Annotated in this window: 3 protein-coding genes and 2 rRNA genes (1 of these 5 running past the window's edge); 2 read left to right on the top strand and 3 right to left on the bottom strand. The window is 54.7% G+C overall.

Annotation, left to right across the window (positions count from 1 at the left end):
* Positions 1-308 precede the first annotated feature (308 nt).
* Entirely contained in the window at positions 309-3,035 is a 2,727-nt protein-coding gene (locus tag MTX78_RS00365; RefSeq protein WP_243798873.1) for a 4-alpha-glucanotransferase, read from the bottom strand.
* Positions 3,036-3,156: 121 nt separating this feature from the next.
* Between MTX78_RS00365 and MTX78_RS00360 the strand changes: the two genes are divergently transcribed.
* Both MTX78_RS00360 and tamL read left to right on the top strand, forming a co-directional pair.
* Complete coding sequence (locus tag MTX78_RS00360; protein WP_243798872.1) at positions 3,157-8,439, top strand: translocation/assembly module TamB domain-containing protein; 5,283 nt, start codon at positions 3,157-3,159, stop codon at positions 8,437-8,439.
* Between the two features lie 79 nt (positions 8,440-8,518).
* Positions 8,519-10,939 (top strand): translocation and assembly module lipoprotein TamL, encoded by a 2,421-nt coding sequence (tamL, locus tag MTX78_RS00355; RefSeq protein ID WP_449555800.1) that lies wholly within the window; start codon positions 8,519-8,521, stop codon positions 10,937-10,939.
* A 488-nt stretch (positions 10,940-11,427) separates the two neighbouring features.
* Here tamL and rrf read toward each other — a convergent pair.
* Both rrf and MTX78_RS00345 read right to left on the bottom strand, forming a co-directional pair.
* Positions 11,428-11,539 (bottom strand): 5S ribosomal RNA (rrf, locus tag MTX78_RS00350).
* Positions 11,540-11,643: 104 nt separating this feature from the next.
* Positions 11,644-13,652: ribosomal RNA gene (locus MTX78_RS00345) — 23S ribosomal RNA — on the bottom strand; it runs 900 nt beyond the window's last position.

Below are 13,652 nucleotides of genomic sequence, written 5' to 3'. Positions count from 1 at the left end.
CATATTAGAGCGTCATCCGACAGACAGCTAACTGACTCAACAAACCTAATTGTTATCTATAGGTTACAGTCGAGCTTTTCGATGAACGCAATCCAAATCACGCTAAATAGTTCTATTTACGGGACAACTGACTGGCTCATTCCTAGAATGACATACAGGCCTTTTACGAGCTAAAGAGGCAGATTTCGCGCTACGTAAATGAATACCAATTCGGATTTATCCCGTTTTAGGACAGTAAAAAGGCCCTGCTTGTCCAGCAGGGCCTTGTATTGCAATGATGCGTGTTCTATGCCTCTAATCAACGTTTTTTAACGTCCACTACCTTCCACTATCACTTTTAATTCATTATTAAATACAAAATTATAGTTTAATTCTTCCAGCGGCAAATGCATTCTATATTTCCAGAAATGTTGTGGGTTGGCTGGCACGTTGATTTGCTCGTCCTGCGGGTTGGTGCGCCGTAGTTCTGGGCTCATCGCCAGCAAATCCTGTAGTGGGAATATAGCCCACATGGCCGGCGAATGCAGGTGTTGCGTCACTATCTCGCGCACCACTGGCGCCTCACAGTAGTACGGTGCCTGCTCGCCATGGTGACCTAGTATCGTTTCAAAAAACCGTTGCGTTATCTGGCGGTCTTCTTCCCACCAGCCGCGGAGCGTACTCATATCGTGGGAGCCGGGGCTCACAACCGACAAATAAGGCGCATCATTGGGGTGGCCGAACTCGGTATTGGGGTTGGATGGCATCCGCTGGATGTTGAGCCCCAAAATGCCCAATGCCTTCATCACGCCCGGCACCGATTCGGGTACCATGCCTAGGTCTTCGCCACAGATCAGCATATCGGTGGCATACCGCACCGGAGGCAGTTTCACCAGGCCTTGCTCGCGCCAGAAACCTTCATGCCGATGATAGAAGAAATCCACATAGATGCCATCATACAGCCGCCAGCGCGACTCCTCATCAAGCTCCGCAAACGAGTTGCTTTTGTTGAGCGTTATGCGCGGGTGGTAGTGGCCGGGCTGCAGGTCATCAGGTACGAACAGCACGTCGTTTATGAGCTGGTAGAGCCCCGTACGAAGCCATTTGTAATGGTCGGCGTTGGTAGGATCCGCAGTGGTTTTTTCCTGAAATACGGCTTCCACTTGGCGTTGGGTGCGCACATGCTCTCGTAGCCGGATAGCTCCGTGCGCACCAGCATCTTCCATAAACTCGTCGAACACAGCCTGTGCCTGCCCGTGGAATATGCGTTGCAGCGTGTGCCAACGGATATGCGGTTCACACAACCGGCTGTAGTCGAACCAGCCTAGCCGCTGCTGTATTTCCTGCTGTGACAAAGGCAGCGCCGGTGAAAAATGCCCTAGCAAGCCTTCCACCGAATGCTCGGGAATCTCCCAGATGCGAAAGAAACCCAGGATATGGTCGATGCGGAGGGCGTCGAAGTAGCGGGCTAGCTGGCCCATGCGTTGCTTCCACCACGCATACCCATCTTCGGCCATACGCTCCCAGTTGTAAGTAGGAAAGCGCCAGTTTTGTCCGGTCGTCGAGAAGTCGTCGGGTGGGGCACCGGCTTGCTGGTGCATGTGATAGAGTTCGGGCTGGGTCCAGGCATCCACAGAATGGCGGTAGATGCCAATCGGTAGGTCGCCTTTAAGCACCACGCCGTGCTGCCGCGCGTACTCCACTGCCTCGCGTAGCTGCTTGTCGAGGTGAAATTGCGTGAAGAAATGCACCCCGAAGTCATCGAAATCCGGCGCGTTTTCTTGGGTTAGCTGGTCTACTAATGCGGGCGTACGGTACTCTTCGGGCCACTGCTGAAAGTCAGCCGTGTTGAATCGGTCGCGCAAACCGGAGAAAGCCGCGTACGGTTTCAGCCACGCACGTTGCTCTTGATAGTAAGCTTGGAACTCAGGGTCAGCGAGGAAGGCTGCTTTTTCCTGCTGGTATAGCTGTTTGATATACTTCCACTTCGCCTGCATCACTGGCTCGTAATCCACGAAGTCGAGACTGTTCAGTTGCTGCCGCAGCGTTTCCATTTCCTGCTGAGCGGCCGCGTCTTGCAGTGGCGCTACTGCATCGAGGTGGAGGTACTGCGGGTGCAGCGCAAACACGGAAATGGCGGCGTACGGGTACGAGTCAACCCAGGTATGCGTAGCCACTGTGTCGTTGATGGGCAGAATCTGCACCAATTTCATGCCGGTGCTTACGGCCCAATCGACAAGGAGCTTCAGGTCGGGAAATTCGCCAACACCTAAGCCTCGGTTGCTGCGCAACGCAAATACCGGCAGGGCCACCCCAGCGCCCCGCCACGTGGAGAGGTACCGGAACTTATCGTCGGCCCGCAGTCGTAAGGTTCGGCGCTCGGTGAAGGGTTCCAGTACTCGGTCGTCGCCAGCTTCCAGCTGCACTAGTTTCTTTTCCTGCGGGTCCCATATACCATACTTATAGCGTACGGCCAACTCGGGTTGCTCTAAGGCCACTTCCGCCGTCCAAGTTGGGTAGGCAGAATCGGTCAGCACCAGCGCTTTGCGACCATCCCAGGCGCCAAGCGCGGCATCGGAGCCTAACACGCATAGCTGCTGGCCTAGCTCCACGCGAGGTGCTTCCAGCTGAAAACGCACCACCGAATCGGCTATTCGGGCAGTGGAAGCTGGGGTGTTGGTTTTGGCCGGGCGGCGGAACAAGGCCCGGGTGAAGGCGGCCGTGAACAGCTCATTTTCAGGTTCAGCGGGTGCGCGCCAAAAGTCTTCGAGCACGAGTTGGCTGAACTGGCGACCATCATACGCGACGGTGCGGTTAGGTCCCCATTCCTGCTGTCGGCTGTTGTCCCGCTCATCAACCAACACATACTTATAGGCAATGGTACCGGGCTGGTCATCAGGCACACTGATTTCGTGCATCCAACGGCCGGAATCAGGATGATAACGTAGCGGTAGCGCCTGGTCGGGGTTCCAATGGCCTAGGCTGGGCTCGGAGCCGCACACCATCAGTCGCTGGCCCCATGCAGTACGGAAGGGCAAGGAAAAACGTAGAATCATGGATGGGGATGGGGAAAGCAGTTGAAGACGAAAGATAGGGAGTATAGGGGTTAGTCCTGGGGCTACTCGCTGGAGTTGCTAGGACGGGCAGACACGCAATAGGTTGTGCTAGGGCTCTAAAATGGAACTCAACAGCCCGTTTCCAACCCGCGGGCAGTTTTTCTCGTTTGGTTGTGTAAAACCGCCACTACGCCTGATTGTCAATACTGTGCCTACTTACCTTCGTCGTACTCTATATGTTGTCTTGGGGCTCGTTGGCTTCGTTCTGCTACTTGTTATAGGGGCAGTGGTAGCCTTGCAGTTTCCTTCTACGCAGGATTTTGTTGCGCGTAAAGCGGCCACATACTTGCAAGACAAAATTGGCACGGAAGTGCGCATCGGTAAGTTCCGCACCGACTTCCGACACGCCCTAAATCTGGATGGTGTCTACATCGAAGACCAGAAGGGTGACACCTTACTCTCCGTGGGCCATCTGGGCGTGGACCTCGATATCTGGGCGCTGACTAAGTCGGAAATCAACCTAAAGTCCCTGGAACTCAACGAGGGTCGCCTAGCAATCAGCCGCACCGAGCCCGACAGTATTTCCAACTACGACTTCATTGTCAACGCCTTTACAGCCGGCGATACCACCACTACCACTCCTGCTGACACCACCGGATCAGGCTTTAAATACAACATCGGTGACCTACGCCTGACGGGCATTTACCTTACCTACAACGACCAGGTGGATGGCCTGGACCTCAGCACCAAGGTGGGCGAGCTAGCCGTGAACATGGATGCTGTAGACGTCGACCAATCCATCTATAGGATAGATGAGGCGGCCCTGCGCAACACCAGCATCAGCATGACGCAAAGCAAAACGGCTCCACCTGATACGGCCGTTTCCGAACCGTTGGACCTGACGCTGGGACTCAACAAGGCTATTCTCAACAATGTAAGCCTGGTGTACCGAAACTCCCCGTCGGCGCAGTTTATCAGCACCCGTGTGGGCGAGGCCAACATCACCGCCGACGACATCGACCTAATTAATTCACGGGTGGCGCTGAATACCCTCCAGTTGCGCAATACCAGCATTGCATACGCGCAAAACGAGAATGTACCGACTGAGAAGCGCCTGGTAAACCCCGCCGAGGCCGTGCGTGACCTAAACGACGCTGTAGAAAAAGCCACTGGTCAGGAAGCTAGCTGGGTGGTCACGCTGAAACGCTCCGACATCAGCGGGGTAGATGTGGCGTTCGACAATTTCGACGAGCCCAAGCAGAAAACCCGAGTACCTGCGCTAGACTACAATCACCTCAAGTTCACGGACCTCACGCTCAACATAGAGAACCTATTTTACTCGGAAAACCGCACTACGGGCCGCATCACGCAGCTAGCGGGCAAAGACCAAAGCGGGTTCCAGATTACTTCAACCAAGGCCGATGTGGTGTTCGACTCGGTGCAAACGCGCCTCACCAACCTCGACCTCATCACGCCCCACACCCGCATCCGCCAAACACTGGGTATGCGCTACGCTAGCCTCGATGCGTTGTCGGATACCAAGCAGCTTCCCAACCTCGGCATCGAGGGCGACTTGCGCGACGTGCGCATCGGCTTCCGCGACATCCTGTACTTGGCGCCCGATTTGGCTACCACCCCACCCTTCAACACCGGTCCCAACCAGTCGGTGCTGGTGAGTGGGCGTGTGAGTGGGCGCGTTGGTGACCTGCGCATCCGGGACCTGGATTTCACAGGTTTCCGCAACACCATCGTACGGGCCAGCGGCCGGATTCAGGGCCTGCCAGAAACCGACCAGCGGCTGTACACTGATTTCAACATCAAGCAGTTCACTACCACCGCGGCCGACATCAAGAGCTTGGCCCCGAAAGGCACCATCCCGCCCGACTTCCAGCTGCCACCGCGCATCAACGTGGCGGGCACGTTCAGGGGCAGGCCTACTGCCCTACTCTTCGACACCGATTTGCGGGCTACCACCAGCTTTGGCAACATAGCGGCCAAGGTTGACTTGGGTGCCGGCCCCAAAGGCCAGGAGCCTATAACGGCAACCTTCAATGTGCAAGGATTCGACGTAGGCAAAGTCCTGCGCGACCCCACCATTGGGCGGGTTACGGCTACGGGCCGCCTGGCTGGGCGCGGTGGCCTCGACCCCAACTTGCTGCGTGGACAACTAACCGCCAACGTGCGCAGTGCCACCTACAACGGCTACACCTACCGTGGCATCACAGCCAAAGTCGGCATCGACCGGAATCGGTACGTGGTGGATGCCCGTAGCCGCCAAGACCCCAACCTCAACCTGGACTTGCTGGCTACCATCAACCTGCGCGACACCAACAACCCAAGCTATGAAGTGCAGCAGCTAAACCTGCGCGGCGCCAACCTCACTGCCCTCGGCTTCTACACCGGTGGCGACCTACGCGTGCAAGGCGACCTAACGGCCAATTTGCGTGGCGCTGATGCCAACTCCATCAACGGTACGTTTGCGGGCCGAAACATCGTTATCGTGCGCGACAACCAGCCTATTGCGCTGGACTCAGTTAGTGGGCGCATTGTGCAGCGGCCGGGCCGCACGGAGGTAGCCTTCAACTCCAACATTGCCGACTTCAACCTGCAAGGCAACACTGCCCTCGGCGACTTGGCCTTGGAACTGCAACGCCACATCGACCGGTACTTTGATCTGCCGGGTGTGCAGTACCGTCCGTCCTCCACCTACCGGCAGTTCTCTTTTGATGCCAATGTGAAGAACACGCAGCTGGTGCAGAAGCTGGTACCCGACCTCAAGCAGCTCACCCCGTTCAAAATAACCGGCTCCTATGATAGCCGCGCCGCCGACCTACGCCTAGCCACCCGCATTCAGCGGATTGTGTACACCGGCTTCGCCCTCGACTCCTTGAAGTTCGATGTTAGTTCAAATGCCGAGAAGCTAGACTATGCGTTGGGGCTGCGCCAAATCAGCCAGGATACCAGCCTACGCATCCCGAACCCGACCTTGGCAGGTAGCATCCAAAACAATCAGATTGGTACCCGTCTGCGCATCGCGGAATCAGACAGTGCCGAACGGCTGAACATGGCAGGAGTGCTGCGGGTGCTAGGGGGCGGAGATGCCTATGCCTTCAGCTTCGAGCCGAAGCTGATGCTCGACAAGGTGGAATGGAACGTAACACCCGGCAATGAACTGCGGTACACCACTGCAACGGGAGCTATTTTTGCGCAGAATGTAGACATCCGCCGCAACCAGCGTTTCCTTACGCTGCAAACGCTAGCAGGTGCACAATACCCCCTCCAAGTAAGCTTGGGTAATCTGGAAGTCAACGGGCTGGCCCGAGCTGCTGGTCTGCAGGACTCGCTGGTGGCTGGTACGCTCAACGGCCAAGCGGTGGCCTTCAGCCTTGGGCAACCCAAGCAGGCCTTCACCGCCGACGTGTCGCTAACGGGTTTCGCCTACAACAAGTCGGTGCTGGGTGATGTCAACCTAAAAGCCACTAACCCCACCCCCGACCGTTACAATGTAGACCTGCGCCTCACCAACCAGCAAGGAATGGATGTGCAGGCCCTTGGCTATTACCTAGCTACTCCGCCTAGCCCCATCGAGTTTGCAATCAACGTCAACCGGTTCGACCTGAAGATTGCCGAGCCGTTTTCAGCCGGCGAGCTGCGCGAAACGTCTGGCGGTATCACCGGCAACCTCACCGTGAACGGCACGGTCAGTCAGCCTCGCATCAATGGCCAACTAACCACTACCGCCGATGCCGGCTTCACGGCCACGCAGCTAGGTGCTCCGTTCCGCATCCAAAGCCAGTCTATCAACTTTGATAATCAGGGCTTGCGCTTCGACGATTTCACAGTGTTGGATTCCTTGGGCAACAAGGCGGTAGTGAACGGCCGGGTGCTCACGCAGAACTACGTCGATGATTACCGCTTTAACCTCAATGCAACCACCGAAGACTTCGTAGCCATCCAAAGCACGGTCCGCGACAATCCGCTCTTCTACGGTAGGCTGATCGTTGATTCAGATACGCGCATTACGGGCAATCTAGCGTTACCTGTGCTCAACACGCGCGCTGTTGTGGAGGATAATTCCACCCTGACTATCGTAACGCCTAATGACGAAGCAGGCCTCGTCGAGACGGATGGGATAGTGGAGTGGGTAGATAAAAGTGCTCCTATCGATACTATGCTAAGCCGACAATTGGCGCTGGACACTGCCAAAACTGCTTCCGGCTATAATATCAGTGCCCGCATATCAGTCACCGACAAGAGCCAGTTCACGGTTATCATCGACCCGCTTTCCGGCGACAACCTGAAAGTACGCGCCAACGGAACGCTCAACACCAGTATTGATGCGGCTGGCTCTATTACTCTTGCCGGCCGGCTTGAAGTAGCAGAAGGCAGCTATTACATGTCTCTATATGATTTAGCTTCTCGCGAATTCGCCATCGGACCGGGTAGCTACCTCGTCTGGAGCGGCGACCCGTACAATGCGCAGCTCAACATAGCGGCCATCTACAACGTGAAAGCCGCACCAGCCGAACTGCTGGCAGCCCAAGGCCCCTCCGACAATGACCCCCGGCTTCGCAATGCCACACCTTTCCAGGTGTATCTCAACGTGACGGGTGAGCTACTCAAGCCAACGATTGGGTTTGACATCAAGCTCCCGGAGAACAGCAACGCCTACGGCCGCGACGAGATTGAAGCCCGCTTAGCGCAGTTGCGCCAGCCCAGCGAATCGTCAGAACTCAACAAGCAGGTATTCTCGCTGCTCGTACTCAACCGCTTCTTGGCAAGTGACCCATTCCAAAGCAGCAGTGGCAACATTGTAGCCGAGCAGTTGCGAGGCAGTGCAAGCCAGGTACTCACCCAGCAACTCAACAACCTCACGGGTAGCTACCTTTCCAACCTAGGAGTGGAACTAGGTGTGAACTCCAGTGCTGACTTCTCGAGTGGCTCCGAGAAAACCCGTACCGACCTAAATGTTGCTGTTCGGCGGCAGCTGTTCAACGACCGGGTAAGCGTCCGCTTGGGTACTGATGTGCCATTGGGCGGCGGCGGCAACCAAGCGTCTCAGGGGCAGCAAGGCATCAGCAACTTTGCTGGCGACGTAAGCATTGAATATAACGTGTTGGCCAACGGCCGCATCCGTCTGCGGGCTTTCCGCAACAACGCCTACGCCGACATCGACGGTCAATATGTTCGCAACGGTGTTTCGCTGATTTTCCAGCGCGATTACCAAAGCCTAGCAGACCTGTTCAAAGGTCTTGATAAAGAAGTGAAGGAGGAAGTGAAAGAAACCCGCCGGCGGGACCGCCGCGAACGGAAGGCCAACCCGGACTCTTCCAACGTCATTACCACCGCTCCCCGCCGCGACTCTCTTCGGACTGCCCAACGTGCTACCACTTCCGGCCGCTAGCCTAGCCAATGGCCTGTAGCTTTTTCAACGCCGTGCTTGGTAGCTTTTTTCTTTTGAAGCCTAACGAAACCTCTTGCATATGCTCCCTAGTGCTCCTCGTCCAGTCATGAATAGTCTGGCTCATTTTTCAGCTTCCAAAGCGAGAAGCTGGAAAAGTGAGTGTAGGCGTTGGACAGCTCTAGTTGTCCTCCTGACGGCGGTATCCTGCTCTGGCACTAAATATATTCCTGAAGGTTCCAAGCTGTACACTGGCAGCACCGTGAAGGTGAAGTCAGACACCCCTATTCCCAACGAAAGCCTCCTAACCACCGAATTAGAAGGTGTCATCACGCCTAAGCCTAACAGCTCCATTCTAGGGCAGCGTCCCAAGCTTTACTTCTGGCACCTCGGAGAAGGCAAAACCAAAGGCTTAGGCAAATGGCTAGCCGACAAATACGGGGAAAAGCCGGTGTTGCTCAGCCAGGTTGATACCCAACGAGTGAAAGGGTTGATGGCGAACCGGCTCAACAACAACGGCTACTTCAAGCCCGTTGTGCATGCCAAGGTTGCAGTAGAAGAGCAAACCGCTTCCGTTGACTATACTGCCACCGTTGGCAAGCCCTATACCATCAAAGAGGTCCAGTTTCCGAGCCGGGATACACTAGTTGACAAGGCCATTCAAGCCACCAAGACGGGTACATTACTGAAAGTAGGTGACCCGTACAACCTCCAAACGCTTGTCAACGAACGAGTCCGTATTGACGGCATCCTTAAAAACCAGGGCTACTACTATTTCTCGCCCGACAATATTCTCTTTCAAGTTGATAGCACACTCGACAACCAGGTAAACATTTATGTAACCGTAAAGAACAGTGTTCCGGACCGTGCAGTGCGCCCTTACATCCTGAACCGCGTTACCATCAACACCGACTATTCGCTTTCCGACACAGCGTCCGCTGGCCGCCCTCCTATTCTTTTCAACGGCTACCGCTATTTCCCCGATGAGGAAATGTTTAAGGCGAAAGCCATTACCAATGCCACCTTCCTTTACCCCGATAGCCTCTATCGCCGCCGCCGCTCCGATCAGACTCTAAGCCGCCTCATGAGCTTGGGCACGTTCAAGTATGTCGATATCCGGTTTCGGCCTGCTCGCAATGTTCCAGACTCCGCTGGCTACGGTCACCTGAACGCCATTCTGCGCATGACCCAAGTGCCCAAAAAGTCTCTACGGGCCGAAGTGCAGATGAATACCTCCAACATCTTCACGGGACCGTCCCTGGTACTACAGTATCGTAATCGGTCGGCATTGCGCGGCGCCGAACAGCTCCTTGTTAATGCCAGCGCCTCAGTGGAAACAGGACAAGGTGCGTTATCGGGCGTTACCTCCACGCAGTACGGTCTCGATGCCCAGTTGCTCGTCCCCAGGCTAATCACCCCACCTTTCGATATCCGCCTACGCAACTCCGACTTTCAGCCCCGCACTTTTTTCGAAGCAGGGTACAAGTACGTACTGCGGACCAAATACTTCCAGGAAGACATTTTCAATCTTGGCTACGGGTATAGCTGGAAAACCAAAGTCACCAACGAGCAGCGCCTACAACCCATCGACTTACGCTACCTCCGGCTGAGCAACCAAGAGCAAGTGTTCACCGATTTGTTGCAGGAAAGGCCATTCCTAGCAAACAGTTTTCGCCAGCAATTCATCTTAGGCAGTAGCTACCAATACACCTACAACCAACAGGCACTGGAGCAGCGCCGCAATCAATTCTATTTCAGCGGTGGCCTAGACTTATCTGGTAACGTCGCTCACCTAGTCCAGAGCCTCACTGGCTCCTCGAAAACCGAGAACGGGGCCTATGCTCTATTCGGGCAAGAGTATTCGCAATACACCAAAGTCGATTTCGAGGTACGCAACTATTACCGGACTTCATCCAACACAACCAGCGGCAACAAGATTGCCACCCGCGTGCTTATTGGGGTTGGGCTACCTTACCTAAACTCCAGTGTGCTGCCTTATCTTAAGCAATATGGTATTGGCGGCCCCAATAGCGTACGAGCGTTCAATGCCCGTGGTATCGGCCCAGGTACCTACCGCCCTTCCCAAGCGCAGAATAACGCCAACAGCGGATTCTACGACCAAGTAGGAGACATTCGGTTAGAAGCCAACATAGAATACCGCCAAGACCTCTTTCCGTATGTGAAAGGTGCTTTGTTTGTGGACGCAGGAAATATTTGGCTCGTAAACGCTGACCCCAGCCGCGCCACCTATGATTCCAACGGTAACCTCGACGGCCAGAATGGCCAGTTTCAATTCAAAACTTTCCTGCAGCAAATGGCAGTAGGCGCTGGTGCTGGCCTCCGCATCGATGTACAGTTCTTCGTCATCCGCTTGGATGCCGCCTACCCATTACTCTATCCTTACGATAACACTACCGTTACCACACCCACCATTACAATTCCTGCAAACAACACTGGTTACAAAGCTATTAAACTGAACATTGCAATTGGCTATCCCTTCTAGTAACTGGTCATTCATAGGTAATAACAACACCGCAAGTGTGTTGCTTACAGCTAAAGACTAGCATATTACTCAAATCTGGTTGGAACGCTACTTTGTAGTACTTCACTAGTATATATGGCAGTAAGTCAAGCAAAATGCCGAACAGTAAGCTGTGTAGCTTACTGTTCGGCATTTTGCTTGACTTATAATAATTCGCAGATAGCAAGCTCGAACGTACTGCAATATCCCAGCTGATACCTGACAACAACAGTAACTAGCAAGTCAGTCAGCTAGCATATCAAGCTAATAAAATCAGCCTAGCAAGATTCAAGTCTATAGAACATTCTAAACAGAGGCTGCTGCTTATAGTAAGAAGTTCACTACAAGAGTCTCCACCTCCAACAACTTTAGTGTGTATCCACTCTAGCTCAACTTAGACCGAATAGCGATAAACGGCCAACGCCCCTCGACGGCAGAAAGCCGGAGGGGCGCTGGACTAGTAACAGTAAGGTTGGCGGCGACCGACTCTCCCACCGATGAAGGCAGTACCATAGGCGCTCCGGGGCTTAACGACTCTGTTCGGAATGGGAAGAGGTGAACACCCGGGCTAAAGCCACCATTACTGGTGCCGCTGGCTGCGGCCCCCACCACGGGAGGAACAGCCAACGCAAAGTCATTGACACAAGGACAAGCGAGAAAACCAGTAGCCTACACGGCGTCGTGTATACATGAAGCGTTCGAGTCATTAGTACGGGTCAGCTGTGGCATTTCGGCCTCTACACTTCCCGCCTATCAACGTGGTCATCTCCCACGACTCTTCCTATATCGGAAATCTCATCTTCAGGTGAGTTTCGCACTTAGATGCTTTCAGCGCTTATCTCATCCTAGCGTCGCTACCCGGCGCTGCAGCTGGCGCCACAACCGGTGCACGAGCGGCTAGTCCAACTCGGTCCTCTCGTACTAAAGTCAGGTCCTGTCAAATTTCCTGCGCCCACCACAGATAGGGACCGAACTGTCTCACGACGTTCTGAACCCAGCTCGCGTGCCACTTTAATCGGCGAACAGCCGAACCCTTGGGACCTTCTCCAGCCCCAGGACGTGACGAGCCGACATCGAGGTGCCAAACCTCCCCGTCGATATGAGCTCTTGGGGGAGATCAGCCTGTTATCCCCGGCGTACCTTTTATCCTTTGAGCGATGGCCCTTCCATGCGGAACCACCGGATCACTATATCCGTCTTTCGACCCTGCTCGGCTTGTAGGCCTCACAGTCAAGCCCGCTTCTGCTATTGCGCTCTACGTCCGGTTACCAAGCGGACTGAGCGGACCTTTGAAAGCCTCCGATACTCTTTTGGAGGCGACCACCCCAGTCAAACTACCCAGCAGACACTGTTTCCATTTCTAGATTAGGCACCAAACAACACAAGGGTGGTATTTCAACGGCGACTCCCCCAGACCTAGCGGCCCGGGCTCAACGTCTCCCACCTATGCTACACATGTGTTGTCCAGCGTCAATGTCAACCTATAGTAAAGGTGCACGGGGTCTTTCCGTCCCGTGGCGGGTACTCGGCATCTTCACCGAGACTACAATTTCACCGAGCTCACAGCTGAGACAGCGCCCAGATCGTTACACCATTCGTGCAGGTCGGAACTTACCCGACAAGGAATTTCGCTACCTTAGGACCGTTATAGTTACGGCCGCCGTTTACCGGGGCTTCGATTCAAACCTTCGCCTTGCGACTAAGTTCCCCTCTTAACCTTCCGGCACCGGGCAGGTGTCAGACCTTATACTTCCGCTTGCGCGTTCGCAAAGTCATGTGTTTTTGTTAAACAGTCGCCTGGGCCTTTTCACTGCGGCTTCTCCTATTGCTAGGAGGAAGCGTCCCTTCTCCCGAAGTTACAGGACCATTTTGCCGAGTTCCTTAGCTGTGATTCACTCGAGCCCCTCAGGATACTCTCCTTGACTACCTGTGTCGGTTTGCGGTACGGGCTAGAATTCAGTAAACGCTTAGCAGGTTTTCTTGACAGTCTGATTAGGTACACTATCCCCGTGGCCGAGGCCGTAGGGTACTATCGGGTTTCAGCAAAGTCGGCGTACTTAACTACCGTCTCTATACCTACACCCTTTAACGAGCACTTCCGTCCGCTCGCGGTACTTTCACTACTGTGTCACTGCATCACTCCAAATCCTAGGTGCTGGAATATCAACCAGCTGTCCATCGACGTAGCCTCTCGGCGTAGCCTTAGGTCCCGACTAACCCTGCTCCGATTAGCGTTGAGCAGGAAACCTTAGTCTATCGGGGGGCGGGTTTCTCACCCGCCTTATCGTTACTCATGCCTACATTTGCTTTTCTCGCCGCTCCAGCACCCCTTACAAGGCACCTTCACCGCTGACGAGAATGCTCCCCTACCACTTGCACATAATGCAAATCCATCGCTTCGGTACCGGACTTGATGCCCGCGTATTATCGATGCCCTCTCGCTCGACCAGTGAGCTGTTACGCACTCTTTAAAGGAATGGCTGCTTCCAAGCCAACCTCCTGGCTGTCAAAGCAAGTGGACCTCCTTTGTTCAACTTAGTCCGAATTTAGGGACCTTAGCGGATGGTCTGGGTTCTTTCCCTCTCGGCCTGGGACCTTAGCACCCCAAGCCTCACTGCCGGCTATATTACGTGGCATTCGGAGTTCATCAGGATTCGGTAGGCTGTGACACCCCCTAGTCCTATTGGTAGCTCTA

Origin of the sequence: Hymenobacter tibetensis (assembly GCF_022827545.1) — a bacterium.
GTDB classification, from domain to species: domain Bacteria; phylum Bacteroidota; class Bacteroidia; order Cytophagales; family Hymenobacteraceae; genus Hymenobacter; species Hymenobacter tibetensis.
The sequence above is the reverse complement of the archived record's forward strand: the minus strand, read 5'-3'. Positions and strand labels throughout refer to the sequence as shown.

Coding starts and splice junctions, on each gene's coding strand:
- tamL (WP_449555800.1), top strand. CDS start 8,519: ATGCTCCCTAGTGCTCCTCGTCCAGTCATGAATAGTCTGGCTCATTTT.
- MTX78_RS00365 (WP_243798873.1), bottom strand. CDS start 3,035: ATGATTCTACGTTTTTCCTTGCCCTTCCGTACTGCATGGGGCCAGCGA.
- MTX78_RS00360 (WP_243798872.1), top strand. CDS start 3,157: ATGGAACTCAACAGCCCGTTTCCAACCCGCGGGCAGTTTTTCTCGTTT.